At 62.0% G+C, this 18,684-nt stretch carries 23 protein-coding genes and 1 pseudogene; 7 read left to right on the top strand and 17 right to left on the bottom strand.

Going from position 1 to position 18,684, the window contains the following annotated elements:
- Positions 1–60 precede the first annotated feature (60 nt).
- From EGT36_RS24095 to EGT36_RS24055, 9 genes are all read right to left on the bottom strand, one after another.
- Complete coding sequence (locus EGT36_RS24095) at positions 61–360, bottom strand: hypothetical protein (RefSeq protein ID WP_003497258.1); 300 nt, start codon at positions 358–360, stop codon at positions 61–63.
- The gene (locus tag EGT36_RS24090) at positions 357–626 is read right to left on the bottom strand and encodes a DUF6117 family protein (protein ID WP_003497260.1); all 270 of its coding nucleotides are present in this window, start codon (positions 624–626) and stop codon (positions 357–359) included. The genes EGT36_RS24095 and EGT36_RS24090 overlap by 4 nt, the downstream gene beginning before the upstream one ends.
- Positions 627–703: 77 nt before the next feature.
- The gene (locus tag EGT36_RS24085; RefSeq protein ID WP_024897976.1) at positions 704–898 is read right to left on the bottom strand and encodes a hypothetical protein; all 195 of its coding nucleotides are present in this window, start codon (positions 896–898) and stop codon (positions 704–706) included.
- Between the two features lie 9 nt (positions 899–907).
- The gene (locus EGT36_RS24080) at positions 908–1,309 is read right to left on the bottom strand and encodes a hypothetical protein (protein WP_024897975.1); all 402 of its coding nucleotides are present in this window, start codon (positions 1,307–1,309) and stop codon (positions 908–910) included.
- Between the two features lie 65 nt (positions 1,310–1,374).
- Complete coding sequence (locus tag EGT36_RS24075; RefSeq protein WP_003497264.1) at positions 1,375–1,572, bottom strand: hypothetical protein; 198 nt, start codon at positions 1,570–1,572, stop codon at positions 1,375–1,377.
- Positions 1,569–2,234 carry a hypothetical protein gene (locus EGT36_RS24070; protein ID WP_024897973.1) on the bottom strand — a complete coding sequence of 222 codons (666 nt, stop codon included), beginning with the start codon at positions 2,232–2,234 and terminating at the stop codon, positions 1,569–1,571. Before EGT36_RS24070 ends, EGT36_RS24075 begins: the two co-directional genes overlap by 4 nt.
- A 97-nt stretch (positions 2,235–2,331) precedes the next feature.
- Positions 2,332–4,500, bottom strand: a complete 2,169-nt coding sequence (locus EGT36_RS24065; protein ID WP_024897972.1) for a ParB/RepB/Spo0J family partition protein — start codon at positions 4,498–4,500, stop codon at positions 2,332–2,334.
- Between the two features lie 109 nt (positions 4,501–4,609).
- Positions 4,610–4,951 (bottom strand): hypothetical protein, encoded by a 342-nt coding sequence (locus tag EGT36_RS24060; RefSeq protein ID WP_003497267.1) that lies wholly within the window; start codon positions 4,949–4,951, stop codon positions 4,610–4,612.
- The gene (locus EGT36_RS24055; protein ID WP_003497268.1) at positions 4,948–5,904 is read right to left on the bottom strand and encodes an ArdC family protein; all 957 of its coding nucleotides are present in this window, start codon (positions 5,902–5,904) and stop codon (positions 4,948–4,950) included. Before EGT36_RS24055 ends, EGT36_RS24060 begins: the two co-directional genes overlap by 4 nt.
- A gap of 276 nt (positions 5,905–6,180) precedes the next feature.
- Here EGT36_RS24055 and EGT36_RS24050 point away from each other — a divergent pair, with 276 nt between their 5' ends.
- The 3 genes from EGT36_RS24050 to EGT36_RS24040 all read left to right on the top strand — a co-directional run bounded on the left by EGT36_RS24050 (position 6,181) and on the right by EGT36_RS24040 (position 8,437).
- Entirely contained in the window at positions 6,181–6,780 is a 600-nt protein-coding gene (locus EGT36_RS24050) for an SOS response-associated peptidase (RefSeq protein WP_003497270.1), read from the top strand.
- 170 nt (positions 6,781–6,950) lie between these two features.
- A complete protein-coding gene (locus tag EGT36_RS24045; RefSeq protein ID WP_003497272.1) occupies positions 6,951–7,913 on the top strand; it encodes a hypothetical protein in 963 nt (320 codons plus the stop codon).
- Positions 7,910–8,437, top strand: a complete 528-nt coding sequence (locus EGT36_RS24040; RefSeq protein WP_003497274.1) for a hypothetical protein — start codon at positions 7,910–7,912, stop codon at positions 8,435–8,437. The genes EGT36_RS24045 and EGT36_RS24040 overlap by 4 nt, the downstream gene beginning before the upstream one ends.
- 82 nt (positions 8,438–8,519) lie before the next feature.
- Here EGT36_RS24040 and EGT36_RS24035 read toward each other — a convergent pair whose 3' ends face one another.
- From EGT36_RS24035 to EGT36_RS24005, 7 genes are all read right to left on the bottom strand, one after another.
- Complete coding sequence (locus tag EGT36_RS24035) at positions 8,520–9,731, bottom strand: AAA family ATPase (protein ID WP_003497275.1); 1,212 nt, start codon at positions 9,729–9,731, stop codon at positions 8,520–8,522.
- A gap of 205 nt (positions 9,732–9,936) precedes the next feature.
- Positions 9,937–11,682: a DUF2326 domain-containing protein gene (locus EGT36_RS24030; protein ID WP_003497277.1), complete on the bottom strand. Its 1,746-nt coding sequence runs from the start codon at positions 11,680–11,682 to the stop codon at positions 9,937–9,939.
- Complete coding sequence (locus EGT36_RS24025; protein ID WP_125271208.1) at positions 11,679–11,906, bottom strand: ABC-three component system middle component 6; 228 nt, start codon at positions 11,904–11,906, stop codon at positions 11,679–11,681. Before EGT36_RS24025 ends, EGT36_RS24030 begins: the two co-directional genes overlap by 4 nt.
- A complete protein-coding gene (locus EGT36_RS24020) occupies positions 11,903–12,646 on the bottom strand; it encodes an HNH endonuclease (RefSeq protein WP_003497280.1) in 744 nt (247 codons plus the stop codon). The genes EGT36_RS24025 and EGT36_RS24020 overlap by 4 nt, the downstream gene beginning before the upstream one ends.
- The gene (locus EGT36_RS24015) at positions 12,636–13,019 is read right to left on the bottom strand and encodes an XRE family transcriptional regulator (protein WP_003497282.1); all 384 of its coding nucleotides are present in this window, start codon (positions 13,017–13,019) and stop codon (positions 12,636–12,638) included. Before EGT36_RS24015 ends, EGT36_RS24020 begins: the two co-directional genes overlap by 11 nt.
- A gap of 1 nt (position 13,020) precedes the next feature.
- Positions 13,021–13,389: a type II toxin-antitoxin system RelE/ParE family toxin gene (locus EGT36_RS24010; RefSeq protein ID WP_125271207.1), complete on the bottom strand. Its 369-nt coding sequence runs from the start codon at positions 13,387–13,389 to the stop codon at positions 13,021–13,023.
- Between the two features lie 12 nt (positions 13,390–13,401).
- Complete coding sequence (locus EGT36_RS24005) at positions 13,402–13,704, bottom strand: helix-turn-helix domain-containing protein (protein ID WP_024896899.1); 303 nt, start codon at positions 13,702–13,704, stop codon at positions 13,402–13,404.
- A 245-nt stretch (positions 13,705–13,949) separates the two neighbouring features.
- On the opposite strand from EGT36_RS24005, the gene EGT36_RS24000 reads away from it, so the two are divergent.
- The 4 genes and pseudogenes from EGT36_RS24000 to EGT36_RS23985 all read left to right on the top strand — a co-directional run bounded on the left by EGT36_RS24000 (position 13,950) and on the right by EGT36_RS23985 (position 17,759).
- On the top strand, positions 13,950–14,543 hold the full coding sequence (locus tag EGT36_RS24000) for a DUF6088 family protein (protein WP_003497286.1): 594 nt from the start codon (positions 13,950–13,952) through the stop codon (positions 14,541–14,543).
- Entirely contained in the window at positions 14,536–15,552 is a 1,017-nt protein-coding gene (locus tag EGT36_RS23995; protein WP_125271206.1) for a nucleotidyl transferase AbiEii/AbiGii toxin family protein, read from the top strand. Before EGT36_RS24000 ends, EGT36_RS23995 begins: the two co-directional genes overlap by 8 nt.
- A 14-nt stretch (positions 15,553–15,566) precedes the next feature.
- Positions 15,567–16,447 (top strand): annotated as a pseudogene (locus EGT36_RS23990) (hypothetical protein).
- Positions 16,448–16,496: 49 nt separating this feature from the next.
- Complete coding sequence (locus EGT36_RS23985) at positions 16,497–17,759, top strand: AbiJ-related protein (RefSeq protein ID WP_210211238.1); 1,263 nt, start codon at positions 16,497–16,499, stop codon at positions 17,757–17,759.
- Positions 17,760–17,792: 33 nt separating this feature from the next.
- On the opposite strand, the gene EGT36_RS23980 is transcribed toward EGT36_RS23985, so the two are convergent.
- Entirely contained in the window at positions 17,793–18,677 is an 885-nt protein-coding gene (locus tag EGT36_RS23980; protein ID WP_125271204.1) for a DUF4231 domain-containing protein, read from the bottom strand.
- Positions 18,678–18,684 lie beyond the last annotated feature (7 nt).

The raw sequence follows: 18,684 nt of genomic DNA, 5'->3' as shown, positions 1-18,684 counted from the left end.
GGCGGCGCTCTCTCTTCAACCGCCCCGAACCGTCCAGGCCCCGTCCCTTCTCTCCCTCGCTCACAGGCGCCAGAGGCCGCCGGCGATCTCCCGCACCAGCATGTCGCGCGCCTTCGCCATCACCTCGCGGCCGCAGGTCTCGGGGTGATCGAAGAAGCGCGCGGCCGGGCCGTTCTCGGTCCAGTCGGCGTAGTAGCAATAGGACCGATCCTGAAGCCGGAAGGCCGTCATGTCGGCGGCCCAATGCGGCTTCGGCTCGACGACGACGGTGACGCCATCGCGCGTTTCGGGCCAGGGCAGCGAGCGCTGCGAGGGCGGGCAACGAAGGTCCGCCGCCAGTATCTCGTCGACGGTGATCATGACGCGGCTCCCTCGCCCGACCTGGCGATGAAGCCGTCCGGATCGTCGGGATCGGGCGGCAGGTAGGCGTCGTAGGGATTGCCATCGGCCAGATGGCCGAAGGGCGTCATGACGAAATCGCCGTCCTCCGCGCGGCCGACGGCGCAAAGGACGTAACGGCGCTCGCCGGTGACGGCATCCAGGCACTCCATGAGTGCGAGATTGCCGTCGCCGGCGGCGCGGAGAAGCGTGTTGAAGTTGGTGCGGGCGTGATCGGGAATGGCCATGTCAGGCTCCTGAAACGAGAACGCCCGGCGCGATGGCCGGGCGATGGATGGGGATTGCGATCGGGGAGACGCAGGCGTCAGAGGCGGAAGCGCGCGACGAGGCGTTGCGCCTCGGCGTGGTGGCGCAGCATCTTGCGATAGAAGCGCTTGCGCGCGTCCCGCCTGTCGGGATCGCGCAGGGCGGAGCGGGACAGCTTGCGCCGCGCCGCCCCGACGACCGTGCGGCCGCGTTCCCACACGGGAACAGCGAGACGGAGATAGGTGGCGTACATCGCGGCCACCTACACGTTGATGCGCTCGCACAGCGCGTCGATCTCGGGGAGATCGAGCCCGGCGTGCGCGCCGTCGTTGTTGTAGATGTCCAGGAACACCGGATCGAGCGGCCCGTTGACAAGGGCGAGCTGAAGGGTGCGAAGACCGGCGAGCACCGCATCGCGCTCGTGGGCGGTCATGGCGACGATCAGGAACGCCTCGACCGTCTCACCCTTTTCGAGAAGACGGACGCCGGTGGATTCGTCGATTTCATAATCGTCGAACTCCTGCACCTCGCCGGTGGCGATCCATTCGCCATCGTAGCGGACGCTTTCGGCGACGCTTCGCGCCTCTGCGGGCGTGCCGGCCTCGACGACGGTTTCGTAATAGACAAAGGCATCGTGGCCCTTGCGGACAACAAATCTGGGCATGGGAAGCTCCATAGGGAAAGCACCGGGCGCGACGGCCGGTCTGGTTGACGGGATGGTGGGAAGGCTCAGTGCCAGGTCTGCCACGCGCCGCTTTGGGCCGCGGCGTGGCAGCGCAGCATCTCGCGGTAGAACTTGCGGCGCAGAAGGCGTTTGCAGCGGTCCCGGCGGACCCAGGCGGGAAGCATTCGCGCCGCCGCCCGCAGGACCGCCCGGTCGGTGTCGATCACCGTGATGCCGAGATCGGCATAGATCGAGTGCATCATGGCCGGCCTCCCTTGGTGTTGCGCCACAATGCCGGTCCGAGGGCGGTGAGCACCGCGCGGATCTCGGCCGTGCCGGTCCGGTCGTCGGGAGCGGTCGATCTGACGACAGCCAGGCATGCCGAGCTGATCTCGCAGTCGGTCACGGCGTCGGGCGACAGGCCGCCGAAGTCCGGATCGGTTGCGAGGATCGTCGCGATGCGATCGCGAACTCGATCTTCCTCAAGCCATGCCAGGACATGGCGACGTCCGGGAAGATCGGCGGCAGGGTCGGGATCGCGCGCGCCGGCGATGATCGCCTCGCCGCGTGCGACCTCCCAGGAGGCGCGCGAGATCCAGTCCCTCTCCGTGGCGGTATTCGCGCAAACGTCTGCGACCAGCATCTTCAGCAGGCCGAGAACGATCTCGAACTGCGCGATCTTCCGGGCGTCCGTCTCCGCGAACTGCGAGGGAACGGCAATGGATGACCGTGCGAGGGGCGCATCCGGTCCGGGCCAGATGCCGGTGACGTAGGTCTCGCCGGCCGACTCGTAGGCGATCGCATCGCCATCCCGATCGTCGTCCTCGATGGCGAGCCGGCAAGCCAGCTCGGGCGTGTCGGCCTCGTATGTCCGCGTCCGGTAGGCCGGGAGCCGGTAAGCGGTCTCGATGGTGAACATCGGCATGATGTGCTCCTGAAACGAAAACGGCCCGGCGAGCGCCGGGCCTGGAGGTGGAAGGGGGAAGATGCGGGGCGACCGCGGCCGCCCCGCGGATGTGGGACTATTCGGCGGCGACGAGCACCGCCGGATCTTCGCCGGTGCCGGCTTCGGGGGCCTCGTCGTCGCCGGCGAGGAAGTCGGGAAGCGCCACGTCGGGCTCGTCCTCTTCGGCTGCACCCTCGATCGCGGGCTCTTCGCTGGCGAGACGCAGCGGTTCCGGGAGCCAGCCGGTATTCGCCAGCCGCTCCTCCGCCTCGGACGCCATCCACATCTTGTCCTTCTTCTGGTTGTCGAGGAGATTGGCGGTGCTCTCGCCGACGGCCTCGGCGATGGCTTCGAGGATGCGCTGCTTGGTCACGCGACCGAAGTAGTTCGCGACGGTCGGCCGGAATCCGGCCTCCGCCATGTCGAGGCCGGTCACGCGGGCCAGGCGGTCGGCTTCCGCCATGCGCGCCTGGAGCTGCCTTTCGGAGATGCCGGTGGCGCTCATGGGATTGGGCCGCTCGTAGAGCGCGTTGATCCCGAGAGACATGCAATGCGCCAGCAGCGCCATGCGGTTCTCGTCGTCGAGCGCAACGAGCCAGTCCCAGAGCGCATCGTCGTCGGTCGGCACCTTGGCCTTCCATGCGGCGTGGCGCTTGTCCACGGCCTTCGCATAGGGCGTGGTCTTCAGGTCGGTTCCCTGATTGCCGCAAAAGACCTCGTGAACCGAGACCTGGACGGTCGCGCCATGGGTGGATCGCCTGAAGGCGTCGCGGGCGAGCTTGTGCAGCAGCGCCGTCATGGCGACATGGGGATTGCTGCCGACCGCGTTGCGCAGCGCGATGGTACGATGCGCCGACAGCTCGATCACCAGCTTTTCGGGGAGCGGCCGGATGACGTCCACGTCCTCCTCTGGCTCGACCGGCCGGCCGTTGACGGCGATGACGGTGCGCGGTCCCTCGGGCGAGAGATCGTCATCGTCCTCGCCGTCGATACCGGCATCCGGCTCGACGCCTTCGGTGTCGACGGTCTCGACCGGCTCGTCCTCGGGGCGCACCCAGCCGCGATTGACGACAAGCTCGCCGTCCTCGTCGACGGTGACGAAAGCGCCGGCGATGGCGATCTCGACCGGATCATAGACGGTCGGGCGGCGCTCGAAGGCTTCGAGCTGCCTTTCGATCTCGCCTAGGCGCCGGTCGATGTCCTCGGGCAGCTCCTGATCGGCCGGGTACTTGGCCTCAAGCCGCTCCTGCTGGCTGCGCAGCTTCTCGCGTTCGCGCCGCTCCTTCTTGGACAGTTCCGCCGGCGTGCCGACGACGCCGCGCAGGCCGTGGTCATAGCCGTAGGGAAGTTCGAGGTCTGCTTCGACCCACTTCCAGCCTTCGGCGGCCACAGCATCCGCGGCCGCCTTCAGCTTCTCCCCGACCAGCCGGTCGAGAAGCGGCACGTCTTCCAGCCATCCCTCCTCGTCATCGTCGAAGAGATAGCGCGGCAGGAGAGACCCGCTCGCCGCCAGATAGGCGTCGAGGCCGACGAAGCGCGCACGCTTGTCGGATGCGGGAACCTCGGTCTCGGTGAGCATTTCCCGGATCTGCCAGGGCTCCTTGTTGTGGGACTGCCGGACGGCATCCCAAACCTGCTCCTGGCGTTCGTGATCGGGATGGGCGGTGAACGCCTCCAGCGTCCGGAGCGTCATGCCGTTCGCGGCATAGACCTCGTGCAGCTTGGGCGAGACCTTGGCGAGCACCAGGCGCTGCTCGACATAGCGCGTCGTCGTGAAGTAGGCGCTGGCGACCTCCTCGTGGGTCATGCCGCCATCCACCATCCGCTTGAAGGCGCGGAACTGGTCGAGCGGATGCAGCCCGACGCGGAAGGTGTTCTCGGCCAGCGAGTCGTCGACGGCCGAGGTCTTGGCATTGGCCTTCTTGACGAGGCAGGGGACCAGGCCGTCCTCGGGGAAGCGACCCTTTGCCACCAGGCGGGCGATGACGCGGTAGCGGCGACCGCCGGCCGGGGTCTCGAAATCGCCGGTCTCGTTGCCGTCGGCGTCGAGAACGGCGCGGACATTGATGCCGAGGATCAGGTCCTCGCGGCGCTCGACATCGAACTCAAGCTCATCGAGGCCCGCATCGGCGTCGACTTCGCGAACATTGTCGTTCGACAGATGGATGCGGTTGAAGGGAATGTCGCGCGACCGCGAGAACTCGATCATCGCGAGGGCGGGCTTCTTCTTGGCAGCTCGGGCCATGGTGGGGTACTCCGTGACGGGCGCCGAGAGCCTCTCTCTCCGCTATCAACCCGTCACGAAATCCCCATCCCCTCTCTCACTCTCTGGAACGCCGATGCGGGCGCCTGCCTCACCGGGCGGGGAGCGACGGCCGCGGCGCGTCCACCCCGTATTTCCGCCGCAGCGTGTCGATCGCCGCCTCCTGCCGGACGATCCTGCGACGAAGCCGGTCGAGATCGGGACCGGACGCCTTGAGCAGATCGTCGAGGATGCGGCGGTATTCCGCCTCGTCCGCGCCGGTCCAGCGGCTCATCGCACGATGGTAGTGCCGCGCTTTCGGCCGCCGGCGGATCGCCTCGGCTTCGGCCCGGCGGCATACCGCGCGCTCGGCCAGCGCGAGATTGTCCCGGCTTCGGGCGAGGCCGGCTTCCATGCGCACGAGAGCGGCGTGAAGTCGCGCGCGGTCAATCACGCCGCCCGCCTGTCAGGCTCGGCCTCCACCGGGCGCAGCCCGTCATCGGGGGCGAAGGACAATATCCAGTCGGCCGCCTTGCTGGCCTGGCTGGCGGCGCGGACCACGGCGCGGGAATCCTCGCGCAGCACGTCGAGCCAGGAGCCGATATAGTCGGCATGGCGCACGGTCGGGACGATGCCGAGCGACGCGCAGCAGAATGCGGCGCTCATCTCGGCGATCAGTTCCTCGAAGGCATATTTCTTCGTGCCGAAGGAGGAGGAGAAATCGCGGTTCAGCCGGCTGCGATGGCCGCTGGCGTGACCCAGCTCGTGCAGGGCCGTCCGGTGCCAGTTGATCGGCTCGAAATAGGCTTGCGGCGGCGGCACGACCACATAGTCGTCGGCCGGTACATAGAATGCCCTGTCGCCGCCGATGCGGAAGTCGACGCCCGTCGCCCTGATCAGCGCCTCGACCCTCGGCTCGATCAGGCCGGGGGGCGGCGGCGGAACCGCGACGGTGATGTCGTCGGGCAGCCGTTCGCATTGCGCTGCATTGAAGACGGTGAAGCGCTTGAGGAAGGGGATGGCCTGGGCTTCCTCGCCGGTCTCGCGCGCCCGGCGCTTCTCGTCCTCTGGGACGAAGCGGTCGGCATAGACGACGGTGGTGCCCTGCTCGCCCTTGCGGACATTGCCGCCGAGCGCGGCGGCCTGCCTGTAGGTGAGCCAGCCCTGACCGGGAAAACCGTGCTGCACGACGGCGCCCCAGAGGATCAGGATGTTGATGCCGCTGTAGCTGCGGCCGGTGGCGGCGTTCCTCGGCAGGCCGAGCGGCGCTTTCGCCGACGCCGTGCCCCAGGGCTGGACCCAGGGGAAGCGGCCGACCTCGAGCTCGGCGATGATCTTGCCGGTGATCTCGTCATAGAGGTTCGTCCGGTCCGAGCCGGCGCGAGGGGTGCGGTCACGTCTGGACATCGCGGTTCTCCGCGACGGGCGCCGGGAGCCTCTCTCCCAGCCCTCAACCCGTCACGGCAAACCCCGTCCGCACTCTCACTCTCGGGGGGCGTTGCGGGGTCTCCCCGCAGAAGGGGGTGTGTCGGCAACGAAGTGCCGACCAGGGGGAAGGCTTTCCCCCGCAAGACCGTAAAACCGTGGAAGCGTATAAATGCAAAAGCATAGATACGGACCGCCGGAAATCGCGAAGGACCGCCAGCCTCGAAATCGCTCCGGTCCCGCCCTATCTTGCCATCCATGTGCAACGCCTATGAACAGCATGTGAAATGGGTCGAGTATTGCAGGATGATGCAGGCGCTGGAGCTTGGGATTCCGACGCAACAAAGCGACCTTGACCTTCCCGAACATGACGACATCCGCATCAACCAGATGGGTCCGGTGATGCGGGCGACGGCGAACGACCGCGAGGTCGAGCTGGAGCGGATGAATTTCGGATTGCCGTCGAACCGGCCCGAGGGCGGCCCGGTGTTCAACTTCCGCTCGGAAGGGCGCGATTTCTCCAACACCCATCGCTGCCTCGTCCCGGCCTCGGCCTTCTTCGAGTTCACCGGCACGAAATATCCGAAGACCAAGCACCGCTTTACGCTGAACGGAGCGCCCTTCCTTGCCGTCGCCGGCATCTGGCGCGAGGCGCAGGGCAATCACCCGGCCTCCTTCGCCATGCTGACGACCGATCCCGGTCCCGACGTGAAGCCGATCCACGACCGGCAGATCGTGGTGCTGCGGCCGGAAGATTGGGCGGCCTGGCTATGGCTGACGAAACCGGAGGCCGAGTTATTACGGCCGCTGGAGCAAGTCTCCCTCTCGGTCGAGACGGTGCGGAAGGGTGCCGACTAGCCCCATCGCCGCTTCCATCCGCCACTATGACAGCGGCATCCGACGACGAAAGCGGCCGTCAGCTTCTCCAACATGCGATAGTGCGCTCGACCGCTTCCCGGCCGAGGTGACGCCTTTCCTTGAAGAGTCTAGGGTAGATTTGTGGAAGTTTCGGAGCTGTTGGCGGGGGCATGGCGGATATATTTGAGAATGCGGTAACTTCGATTGTGCTCGGTATCGAAGATTTCCGAGAGGGTTCCGACGCGCGCATGTTGAGTGCGGCGCGCAACTACTATGCGGGCGTGCTGTTACTGGGCAAGGAATGCCTCGTCCGTGCCGCCCCTGACGCCGATCCGATGGAGATCATCGGCGCGAAATTCGAACCCGTCCCCGATGGTGACGGCGGCGTTGACCATGAGGTTGTCGGCTATGCGACGGTAGATCTCGCCCAGCTCAAGAGCCGATTCAAGAAATTCGGCTTGTCCTGGCCTGACGTGAACATCGAAAAGCTGCAACGATTCCGAAACAATCTTGAGCATTATCACCTGGCCGAACCCGTTGGAGCGCTGAAGGAGGCGATCGCCGCCTCATTTCCGATGGTTATCGACTTCCTGGAGACGCTGAAAGAAGATCCGCAAGACGTCTTGGCGGACGTCTGGGATACAATCCTTGAAGAGACGAATGCCTTCAATAAGGTCCAGAAGAGCTGCATGGACAGCCTTCTGCGCCTGAATTGGCCCGGTGAGATCGGGCAACTGGATCGTATGTCTTGCACCAATTGTGGCTCGTCTCTTATCGGTCAGACCGACCGCGACAATATCGAGAGCGAAGCGGCCGATGCCAAATGCTTCCAGTGTGGCCATGAGTACGATCAGCGGCAGCTTGCTGAGATGGTCGTGTCGGCGAGCTACGAGATCGACGCCTATTATGCCGCCAAGAACGGTGACTCGTCACCGATCGCGACATGCCCCGAATGCAGCGCCGACGCCTATGTCGAGAATGGAGAAATGAGCATTTGCTTTGCATGTAAGGAAACGATCGGTGGCGAGTGCAGTCGATGCAGTGCCGACATCACGGTCCATGAGTACAATCCAGACTATCCCGGTTTGTGCAGCTACTGCGCTCACACCTGGGAAAAGGTTATGCGAGAGTGACGAAGGATATTGTCATCCGCACCGCCGTCGAGACGGATAATTTGATGGAGATGGTGCGAGCCTCTGCCGCACGGGCTCAACAATGGATGGCGTCGCAATCGGGGGACCCGCTGGACCTGTTGCGCCGGATGAAGTTCGATCCAATTGGCTTCCATCCCCTCGAGGATCGGCCGTTAAATCTGATCGAGCAAATCAATCAGACTTGGACCTTCGCCGTCGCCATCGCGGCTGCCCGCCAATTGTTGAACCTACATCCAGACGTGAGCGGGTTTCGGCTCGCCCCTGGCGCGCACGCATCGCTTGAACTCGACATCATGAGTGAGGAAGCCGGCTATGTCGGCGCCGAGACCTTTGCGGCTGTCAATCCACGCAACAACGGCAAGCTGGCAGCCGATCTTGTTAAGCTCGCATCTCGCATGGAGCGATATAAGTACGTATTCTTCATGTCACCCTTGTTCCCCGGCAACGAACGCCGACCGCAGTTCGAACGCAATGGGATAGAGGTCTGGTCTGTCGATTTCTGACCAGGACGAAAGGGTTGTCCGACAGGGTGGTCGTCGGTGGTTGCAGCAGACTGAGAGAGGCGATGAACCCAAACTTCTTGGGTCACGCACGCGGTGATGCGACTACTGTCCCTTTCTCTCCTGGTCGTCCGTCCACCATGTAGATCTGCCAGCCGAGCATCTCGACGTCGCTGGGTAGTTCCCAAGATGTCAAGACAGTTTGGTATAGGCACTCGGGACTGCCGAAGAAGTCCAAATAGGGCTGGATAGCACCCCAATCCATTCCAAGCGACTTAAGCTCGACCAATAGCAGCGTCGGCCCGAATTGGGTTCCTTCACGGGCTAGCGCCATCGCGAGTTCAAGTAGAACGCGCCCCCTTTCGCCACCCGATAATTGCTCGAACCTCATCACTCGACCATTGGTCAGATGACTTTCCAACACGTAGACAGGTGCGTCAAGATCATCTCTCTGAAGCTCGTCCTCGTCGTCTTCCTGCTGCGTCCGCTGGACAAATTCCACTTTCTTTACGAAATCACCGGATACGCGAGTGCCCAAGCTGCGCAACGCGAACTCATCAATCTGGAGCAAGTCCATGATTCGACGAAGATCGCACACAATGCGGTTGTCACCGCGTCCGCTTAGATAAACCGCGCTTGATCGGGCGTGGTTTCGGCTAACCGTTTTTCCATCAAGGTCTAGAGTGAGGATGCCTTCTGTTTGAACGGAGAGCCGATGTTCGGCGGGGGCGTCGAATATGATATCGTAGTGGACGTTGTTGTTTGCGAGCCAACGCCGGATATTGTCACTCGCCTCAAGTATGCTCACCCACTCGCAAATAGCGGATTTGCCACTGCCATTAGGCCCGATTAGAAATGTGGTCTTGGCGAAATCGATCTGCGTGCCGGGCGTGAAGAGCGGTGAACGCTCAAGCCTTAGAGTTCGCACGAATCCGAAAGCTGCCTGATTTCCGCTATGTTCAAACGATGTGCGGTATTCGTGGAGCGCTTTCCAGCTCTGCAACACATTGACGGGAAAGCGCACGCCGCTTTTCTTGTCGATCAGGTTCTCGTGCGCTCCGCACATCCAAATACCATTGGATGCGTGTTTTAGTTGCGCAGGCTTTAGCCCGCCCTGCCCACGGGGGCCACGAAGAGAGGCGGCGTGAATATGGCTGGCGAAGCCGGTGTCCTCGTACTGGTCAGGTGCGACCGCTGGCCCGAGGGTCAACTTCTGGCAGCCCGGATAGGAACAACGATAGCCTGCCCTGGAAGCGATGACATGGCGCGTCGTTGATGTAAAACCGTGCCGCGTCACGTAGATCGTACTCCGATTTGCGAGGCCCTAAGATACACAACTGAATAGACCAAATTACCTTCATTCACTTAAAATCGCGCGTTTTCACGCGAATTTCTCCGATATGCCCATATCCGTCCGTGAGCGTGCGCCCCCGGAATGGGCGCGGTGGCAACCGAAGCGTTCCGAAAATGAAGAGCCAGACCCGACCATGTGCGCCCCCCAATCAGTACCGGAATCCGAGCAGACTACCGCTCGCGTCGGTATCCGTCAGACGCAGCCGAACGAGCGCTTCATAGTCGAAGCCCGGCGAAAAGTCGCTGACCGGGACCATGTCGGTGTTGAGGGTGCAGATATATTGAAAGTCGTATTTTGCGGCCATCGCTGCCGCTAGTTCGAGCGCGTGGGCTCGCTGACGGGGATCAACGCCGTCGAAGATCGTGCTGTCGTGAATCAGGAAGTCGATCCCGAGACCGCGCTGCCGCGCGAATGAGATCAGCATGAGATCGTAGCAGAAGATTTTCATCTTGCTGATACCCTCGCTCGGGCTACCGGCAATCTCTACGTCGAACTTGTAGCCCGTATCATCGATGTCGATGACTAGGCGACCGGGCGATTTGTAGAGACTCTCGGAGAATTCAGAGAACAGGCTGAGCGCCTGTGACCAGAGTGCGCGCCGTTCTTCATAATCGAGTGCTGTCGCTCGCTTCAACTCCACGGTCTCGACCTTGATCGTGTCCGCCTTCGTGGTCATCTGGCGAAGCTGGGTGATCCTGTTGGTCAGTTCATCGACCTTCAGCCGGGTGGCGGCATGCAGCTCCTGTAGCTGCGTCAGTTCCTCCAGCGCGCCCTGTCCGGCAAGCGCGCTAAGGTAGCCGGCACGGCGATCCGTGAGAGTCGCTATGTTCGTCTCGCGCTCGCTGACAGCAGCCTCAAGCGCGGCAATCTCGCTGGCGATGAACTCGCGGCGGTTGGCGATAATCTGCGCATTGAAAGCCCGCGCATCCTCCAGCGTCTTCTTGACGGCGCCAGGCAGGGCGATGCCCGCCTCACCGTAGAGAGCTTCCAGCCGGTCTTCGGTCGGGACATCTTCGCTGACCAGCGAGTCGCGGTAGCGATCGAGCCGGCGCTTATCCACGATATTGGCGTTGACCAAGCCGTGGATTTCGCCGGTCAGGACGTTCGCCTGGCCCTCGATCTCACGGTACTGGGGAAGCACGCGGAAGCTTGAGAGAGCATCGCGCTCGCGTTCGAGCTGTGTCGACAGGCGAAGGCGTTCGGCTTCGAGTTCACCGAGGGACGCCAGTTCGCCGTCGACCGCTCCGGTCTTGATCGCCTGTTTGAGCGCATCGAGTGCGTTTTTTTGATCCTTGAGCTGCTGCCAGGTCGCAGCTTTCTCCCAGTTCAATCCGAGAAGGAATGCGTTGTGGACCTGGATATCCCAGGTCTTCTGATTATCGAAATACTTGAAGGGGATGTTGTACGCGGCTGTCTGGTTACGCACGAAATAGGAAAGCAGCGACCGCGCCGAGGGCTTGTAGCCCGACTCGGCAGACAACTCGCTGATGCCGAACAGCGCCCAGGCGAGGACCGCTCGCCATTTCTTCGCGTCGAGACCGGGCACGCCTTCCTTGTTAGGGGTCGGGCGGACAGGCCAGTCGTCGGTCGCGCCTTCGATCGCGAAGAAACCGGGCGTGTCGGTGGCTCGCGTTACCGCGACGTCGCGGCCGGACAGGGAAAGCTCCAGCGTGAATGCCCAACCCTGCAAAGCCTCGATGCGAAGTCCCTTCCCGGGTGAGGTATTGCTTGCGAGACAGAAGTCGATGATCTCGATGAGCGTCGATTTGCCAAGTGCGTTCGTCGTGTCCTTGTCGCCGGCCGAGGTGGATCGGTCGGCCAGTATGAGATTGACTCCTGGCTGAAGCAGAGCGGCGTGGAAGCCTTTGTGATTGGCGCGAACAGCTCGGATCATGAGGCGGTCCTGACGATGAGGCCGTCTCGAATGTCGATGGCGCCGATGAGATAGAGGAGATTCGAGGCCAGCACGAACCGCTCGAAAGTTCCGACGTTCGGCTCCGTGCGCAGACGCTCCCAAAGGCCCGAGAAGGTCATGGGCATGCTGAGGTGGGCAAGCAGCGTCGCGCCGACACCGATCAGCGCCTCGTTCTGCGGGATATGTTTGGTCGGAAGAATCATTTCTCAAACACGTCGCAGATTTCGAAAAGATAGATCAGCACCGCGATACCAGCAGTCTTGTCCGCCTGCCGACGCAACCCGCGTTGGGCAAAGGCGCACATCAGCTCGAACAGCTCGTCGCCCTTATGGCCCTCCTTCCGACGCGCGTAATATTCCTCAAGGAAGCCGGCTTTCAGGCGTTCGGGAAAGTCCGGATCGAGCTGCGCTTCGGCCTCGACATAGTCGCCAACGGTAGCTCGCGAGGTCAGACCGGCAGCAATGATATGCCGAGATCCGTTCGATAGAGCGTTCTTCTTGATCTTCTCGTCGGGCGCGGTGAGATCGAACGATCCATTGCCTACAGGAGCTTGGCTGGCGACCCACGACACAGCGTTCTGCAATTCGGGAAAGGCAACGTCCGCAAAAGCCGCCTCCATCGCCTGGCGAACCTGCTCTTCGTGGCTTTCCTTCAGTTGCTGCAACGTCGCGGTGGGCCAATCAGCCTCGACCTTGTCGATGATCGTATGGTGGTCGGTGCAGAGATAGATAAGGTTGCGGACGTTATCGCGCTCCGCATCGGTCATGGAGGCGTCGTAGCGCGCGGCGGTCGGCTTTTCACCCCGAATATGTGCCGCCTCGCCGACATAGGTGTCGTCTCCCACCTGGGCGTCGTAGGTGAGATGCTTGCCGCATTTCGGAAAGGCGCAGACGCCGCCGCTTCGAAACGCCAGGATGATTCTCGTCGGATAACTAGCGCCCACGCCGACCGCCCATCTGCGCGCGCGTGCCAGGACGGCGGGTCGTTATCTGTGGAGGAGCGCTGGCATCGCCGAGCTGGTGAATCCGCAATGCGGGCCGCTGCGGCAGCTTGACCGTCAATTCGAGCTCTCCCCCCACAGCTTCCACATAGCTGCGGAGAGTGGAGAGATACATATCGGTCTGTCGCTCGATCTGAGAAACCGAGGGCTGCTTGATGTTGAGCGCGGATGCGATCTCAGCCTGGGCCTTACCCGCAATCTGCCGCAACTCGCGAAGGCCCTCGACTTCCTGCTTCAAATCCTGATAGCGGGCGTCGATCGCTGCCTGCTCTTCGGCAGGGAGCGCGGCAATGATGTCATTCAGGCTCCGACCCATCTCATTTGCCCTTCTTTGCGGATTTCAGGCTTTCCAGATGCTCGGAAAACCGTAGATCCGCCTTTGCGATCAGCGTTTTGTAGAAGCGCTTCTGACTGACGCCCGATTTGTCACCCGCTACAAGAACGATGGCTTTGCGCTCGGGATCGAAAGCGAAGGCCGCACGCCATTCGCCATCGCTGCCTTCGAAGCGCAGCTCCTTCATATTGGCGTGTTTCGATCCTTTGAGCGTGTCGGCGTGAGGCCGGCCAAGCTGCGGTCCGTAATCGGACAGCAGCTTGGTGGCGGCGATCAACGCGACCCGGACATCACGCTCAAAAGTCAGAACCTCAGCCTCGAAGGCGGAGTGGAATTCGACCTCCCATTCCATATAGGTTAGAACCTATATCCGGTCAATGGGAAGGATGCGGGGCGGTTCTGGCGATACCGTCGTGGTGCGACGGCAGCTCTTAGCCCAAGCGTCCAGATCATCGACTGCATAGCGGACCCATTTGCCGAACTTATGATAGGCGGGGCCTCCTCCTCGCGAGCGGTAGCACTCCAACGTATGTGCTTCGAGGGCGAGGTAGCGCGCCGCCGCCTCAGTGTCGACGAAACGAACTGGTCCCGCCTCGTCGACGAACCTGGCGCGCTTGAGGATGTCCGGCGTTGGCCAGCGGCGATCCGGCTTTGCTCTATCGGACATGACCGGCCTCCATCGCTTCGGTGCGCTTCGAGCCAGGCGGAACCGAGCGGTTTTCGCCGCTGCGGTGACGATAGGGTCTGTAATTGCCGAGACGGGTGGGGGACTAGCGCCCCGACCGCAGATAATTCGAACATCCCTGACTCCGCGCGACAGTCCGGGGAGCGGGCGTAAACATTAGTCATGCCGTTCCCACATAGATTGAAAACTGTCAGAAAACTGCGTATATTTCTGACAGGAGATTTATCATGCAGCGACTGACCGAACAGATTCTGGCGCATACCGAGGGTTTGCCCGAGGGCGCTCCAATCGCCGCGAAAAGCCTGCTCCATCTCGGCAACCGCCCCGCATTGGACCAGGCATTGTCGCGACTGGCAGAACGTGGCCGGCTGATACGGGCCGGGCGCGGCGTTTACCTACGTCCGGTTTCGAGCCGGTTCGGCGTTCGCGCGCCCTCCGTCGATAAAGCCGTTGAAGCCCTTGCGACGCAGCGTGGTGAAATCATCGTGTCGAACGGAGCGGCGGCTGCCAATGCGCTCGGGCTCACGACCCAAGTACCGGTCCGGTCGGTCTATCTGACCTCGGGCCGAAGCCGGACCATGACTCTGGGCCAGCAGACTATTGAGCTGCGCCATGCGCCACGCTGGCAGTTGGCGTTGGCCGATCGCCCTGCCGGGCAGGCCGTGCGCGCACTCGCCTGGCTGGGACCGGAGAAGGCGGAAGCGGCCTTGAAGACGCTGAAACACAAGCTGCCGTCTTCTACGTTCGGCGAGCTTGTCGCGGCCGCGCCGCAACTACCGAGCTGGCTCGCCAGATCGGTCGGCAAGGTCGCTCATGGCTGAAGCCTTCGTCACATTGTCAGCGAACGATCGGCGCGAGGCTCTTGCCGTTGCCGCCGATCGATCCGGCCGCCCGGCCCATCTGCTTGAAAAGGACGTGTGGGTCGTCTGGACTCTCGCAACGCTGTTCGGGTCAAATTTCGGCGAACATCTCGTATTCAAGGGCGGCACATCACTGTCAAAGGCTTATTACGTCATCCGGCGTTTTTCCGAGGACGTGGATCTCACCTACGACATCCGCGCCATCGCCCCCGACCTGGTGGGCGAAAACGGCGAGGGCCTGCCGAAAAACCGGAGTGAGGAGAAGCGATGGTCGAAGGCAGTCCGCCACCGGCTGCCAGAATGGGTCGACGGAACAGTCCGACCTCTCCTTGCCCGCGCGATCGACGCGCAGTCGTTGCCTGCAACGTTCAGGGCCGAAGGCGACAAGCTGTTCATCGACTATGAGGCGACCTCTTCGGGATCGGGCTATGTGGCTCCGAGCGTGATGCTGGAATTCGGCGCCCGCTCGACCGGGGAGCCGGCCAGCCCGCGCGATGTTGTATGCGACGCGGCCGGATTGGTCGACGGCGTCGAATTCCCAGCGGCTCGTCCCCGGGTCATGCATGCCGAGCGAACCTTCTGGGAGAAAGCGACGGCAATGCATGTTTATTGCCTCGAGGGCCGGTTGCGGGTCGATCGGTTCGCCCGTCATTGGCACGATGTCGTCCGACTGGATGATGCGGGGGTCGCCAACGCCGCAATATCGGATCGTGAGCTCGCCGACGCGGTTGCCCGCCACAAAACCATGTTCTTCGGGGCGAAGACGGTTGATGGCGAGGTTATCGACTACGAAGCCGCCGTCGGTGGAAAGCTGCAACTCGTGCCGGACGGAGATGCGCGCGCTGCGCTGGCAACGGACTATGCGCACATGGTCGAGGATGGGTTGCTGCTTGACGACGCGGAACCCTTCGAGGCGCTGATCATGCGATGTGCGGACATCGCCGGGCGAGCCAACCGTGCTGCGAAGTGATGATGGGAGATAGGGTGTCGAGCTATTTTACGGATCGTGAATATGGGGCACGCCCTGCAACAATCGATGTCATTGGTGACCGTCTGTGGCGGGTCTTTTCACCTTGATCGAGACGAGGATTGGCGATGGCTCGTTTGGCTTTCGCTTTCCGGAACAGTGCCCCGACGGGAATGGTCCGTGCGGATGTGACGTCCAAGCCTTCAGCCGGGTGCTGGGCGCCGAGGTGCCGTGGATCGAATGGCCGTTCTCTGTGAACGAAGTGCCCGATACGCCGGTGATCCTCGATCTGCTCGAGTTTTGCGCCAGCGCCGTCGGCGAGCCGATTCAAGGCAGTTATCATTCCTACTTCGGTCACCATCACTTGAGCTGGAACCGGGACGGCGGCCTTGCTCGGTTCGTAGCCGACGTAAACCTCCTGTTTCGCCGGAACGCGATTGCGTATGAACTCACATCGAGCGGACAGGCCCGCCGGCTTCTCCCACAGCCGGTCGCCGATGTTCTCGGTTGGGCGATGTTTCATACCGGTGATGCGGAGACGGACCGCCTGCTCGAAGCCGCTCGCCAACGATTTCTATCGCTCAAACCTGAAGACCGGCAGGACGCGCTGGAGAAACTGTGGGATGCCTTTGAACGGCTGAAGACACTGGAACCCGGCGCCAACAAGCGCGCTCAGGCCGAAGCGATGCTGGACCGTGTCGCCACGCCGGACTCTGGATTCCGGGAAGCCCTTGGGCGGGAGGCCGCTGAGCTGACCTCCATAGGGAACAGCTTTCGCATTCGTCATTCCGAGACGACCCAAGAAACCCTGACCTCTCTGGATCAGGTGGATTATCTGTTTACGCGGATGTTTGCATTTGTGCGTGTGATCCTGAGAGGGACCGGGCGTGGCGGATGATCTTTATCGGCTTATCTTCGGAATTCTGCACGGGATGAGCCACGCCCAAATGAGTCAGGAGCCGGGGCTGGTCGCTGGGCTGGTCGTGCCGGCACCAGAGGGCTTCTCAAAACGGCAGCGTATCGAACTTGCGCTCGAAAACCTCACGCAGGCGGACTTGGCTCGACTGGCGCTCAAATTCGCTGCTGCTCGCAGCGACATCCCGCTTGATGAGGCGGGCCGCAAGGTGCTTGAGGCTGATGATCCACCGCTGACGCAGATCACACGACGAGACGTCGCGCGGATTCTCGACAACGACCTCGCCGGCGAGCGTAGCACCGTGGAGGTCGTCGAGAGCTACTTCCCGCTTTCCTCACCATTCGAAGCCCTTTTTGGCAGCAAAGGCCAGAGCCTGCGCGACCGCATCGCCCGGCACATGGATCACAATCCCGGCGATTGGTCGGTCGAACAACTGTTTGGAGAAATCGGGGCCTTCGATTGTTCCAGGGCCAGGTTCGGCGCCTTGCTCGAACAAGCTGTTCACCCCCTTTCCCGATCAGGTGATGAGCAGACGAAGACAGTCGAAGCGTTGAACAGGGTGCTCGCGCGGGATGGATATGAGCTTGCGCAGGATGGCGAGGTATCCGGCCATCCGCTTTTCAGTTTCCGCTCTCTAGTGCGGGGGGTTGGCGGCCGGCCGAAAAACCTGATCTTTGCGTCACGAGGACCGAAGCCGGAAATCGGCTTCGCCGATGCGATCAACAACGACATCGTCATTCTGTCCGGCGAAGAGAGCTGCCTGATCTACGACCGGCCGATCAGCGCGAGCGGCCTTCTGTGGTCGGAACTCGTTTCCTGGTGGGGCGACGTTACGCCCGGTGCTGATGCCGCAAGACTCGGAGCGCGTCTCCAGGAATCCCTGGCCTCGGATGCGGAACGCAAGCTTTTCGCGGCCTACTTCAAGGCTTATCGGTCTACCCTCGGCGAGGCGCTGCCCGCGCTGCTGCCGCAGGTCTACCTTCACTATGATCCTGCCGTCGTAAAAACCCTGCGTCACCGGCTTCCATTGCCGCGTCAACGCATGGACTTCCTGCTTCTGTTACCCAGCCGTCAGCGCGTCGTGATTGAGGTCGACGGTAAGCACCATTTCTCGGAAAACGACCTTCCTTCATTGAAGGTCTATGCCGATATGGTGTCGGCCGACCGCGAGCTGCGCCTTGCGGGATATGAGGTCTATCGGTTCGGTGCAAATGAACTGGTCGGTGACGGCGCCGAAGCGAAGATCAAGGATTTCTTCGACAAACTTTTTCGCCTGCATCGCATTCGCCAGTGAACTCACTCGCTGATCGGTTGGCGTATGATCAAATCAGGGCGCATTCTCGATCTGGCGGGCAACCCATTGGGTATGTTCACGAGAGAACGCTCGCTCGGCTTCATTTATGAAGGCAGAAAACTTCTCTTCGCTGTCAATCGTGCCAAGCCGCGTCTGCAAGATGCCGATCTCGTGGGCGGTGAGGCTGTAGGCAGAAGCGAGTTCGTTGAATTTCTTCAGTTGGATCCAACCTATGGCGGAAGACGCTATCACCAGCAAAGGTTCGGTTGGCCAAATCATCCATGGTGGATCATGGCGGATTCGGAGGAGAGCTAAAGCGATTGCGGCACCTTGAACGAGGACGCATATCAATATCCATAGGCGAAAACGCTGCCTATTCCAGGTAACCTTTGCTACATACCATTCGCGTTGGTCCGTAATCCGGTCAGTATTATATCGTTGAACACGCTCTGCGAGAGGCAGAGCACGAACCGCATTCATTTCGTTGGTGATCTGATCGCCGGTTACCGGCCGACGGCTTATCGAGTCGCGGACGTGGCTGTTGGCATCCAGAATCGCCCTCAGAAACTCCGAGAATTTCTCTGCTACTGTTGAGAGTTTCGGGGCATCTTCGAATGGCTCAGCTCGCATCATGTAACGCCAGGTTGATGTCTTGATCGACTCCGCCAGCGCTCGGCACCCGTACCACTCTTTCTCAGGTTTTTGGACTGCCATATATAGTAGGAGGCCCGTAGAGGCGGCCAGAACTAACGCATAAGCGATGTATAGATCAGGAGACGCTCCAAACCAAATAGAGATCGTCGCTGCGACAGTGAGCAGAAGGTACTGCAGCCGAATAAGCCTTAGATAGGTGGACTGGGCATCGGCGGCGGAGCCGTCTGCCGAGCGGTACAGGGCGGGAAAACTATCAGGCGTCATATCGACG

Origin of the sequence: Agrobacterium sp. FDAARGOS_525, assembly GCF_003938925.1 — a bacterium.
Lineage (GTDB): Bacteria > Pseudomonadota > Alphaproteobacteria > Rhizobiales > Rhizobiaceae > Agrobacterium > Agrobacterium pusense.
This window is presented reverse-complemented; position numbering and strand designations above follow the sequence as displayed.

Excerpts from the sequence above, each read along its gene's own strand:
- EGT36_RS24015 (WP_003497282.1), bottom strand. The coding sequence starts at position 13,019 with ATGGGTCGGAGCCTGAATGACATCATTGCCGCGCTCCCTGCCGAAGAG.
- EGT36_RS24065 (WP_024897972.1), bottom strand. The coding sequence starts at position 4,500 with ATGGCCCGAGCTGCCAAGAAGAAGCCCGCCCTCGCGATGATCGAGTTC.
- EGT36_RS24085 (WP_024897976.1), bottom strand. The coding sequence starts at position 898 with ATGTACGCCACCTATCTCCGTCTCGCTGTTCCCGTGTGGGAACGCGGC.
- EGT36_RS24045 (WP_003497272.1), top strand. The coding sequence starts at position 6,951 with ATGGCGGATATATTTGAGAATGCGGTAACTTCGATTGTGCTCGGTATC.
- EGT36_RS24095 (WP_003497258.1), bottom strand. The coding sequence starts at position 360 with ATGATCACCGTCGACGAGATACTGGCGGCGGACCTTCGTTGCCCGCCC.
- EGT36_RS24090 (WP_003497260.1), bottom strand. The coding sequence starts at position 626 with ATGGCCATTCCCGATCACGCCCGCACCAACTTCAACACGCTTCTCCGC.
- EGT36_RS24005 (WP_024896899.1), bottom strand. The coding sequence starts at position 13,704 with ATGTCCGATAGAGCAAAGCCGGATCGCCGCTGGCCAACGCCGGACATC.
- EGT36_RS24025 (WP_125271208.1), bottom strand. The coding sequence starts at position 11,906 with ATGATTCTTCCGACCAAACATATCCCGCAGAACGAGGCGCTGATCGGT.
- EGT36_RS24030 (WP_003497277.1), bottom strand. The coding sequence starts at position 11,682 with ATGATCCGAGCTGTTCGCGCCAATCACAAAGGCTTCCACGCCGCTCTG.
- EGT36_RS24050 (WP_003497270.1), top strand. The coding sequence starts at position 6,181 with ATGTGCAACGCCTATGAACAGCATGTGAAATGGGTCGAGTATTGCAGG.
- EGT36_RS23995 (WP_125271206.1), top strand. The coding sequence starts at position 14,536 with ATGGCTGAAGCCTTCGTCACATTGTCAGCGAACGATCGGCGCGAGGCT.
- EGT36_RS23980 (WP_125271204.1), bottom strand. The coding sequence starts at position 18,677 with ATGACGCCTGATAGTTTTCCCGCCCTGTACCGCTCGGCAGACGGCTCC.
- EGT36_RS24075 (WP_003497264.1), bottom strand. The coding sequence starts at position 1,572 with ATGATGCACTCGATCTATGCCGATCTCGGCATCACGGTGATCGACACC.
- EGT36_RS24000 (WP_003497286.1), top strand. The coding sequence starts at position 13,950 with ATGCAGCGACTGACCGAACAGATTCTGGCGCATACCGAGGGTTTGCCC.
- EGT36_RS24070 (WP_024897973.1), bottom strand. The coding sequence starts at position 2,234 with ATGCCGATGTTCACCATCGAGACCGCTTACCGGCTCCCGGCCTACCGG.
- EGT36_RS24080 (WP_024897975.1), bottom strand. The coding sequence starts at position 1,309 with ATGCCCAGATTTGTTGTCCGCAAGGGCCACGATGCCTTTGTCTATTAC.
- EGT36_RS23985 (WP_210211238.1), top strand. The coding sequence starts at position 16,497 with ATGAGTCAGGAGCCGGGGCTGGTCGCTGGGCTGGTCGTGCCGGCACCA.
- EGT36_RS24010 (WP_125271207.1), bottom strand. The coding sequence starts at position 13,389 with ATGGAATGGGAGGTCGAATTCCACTCCGCCTTCGAGGCTGAGGTTCTG.
- EGT36_RS24055 (WP_003497268.1), bottom strand. The coding sequence starts at position 5,904 with ATGTCCAGACGTGACCGCACCCCTCGCGCCGGCTCGGACCGGACGAAC.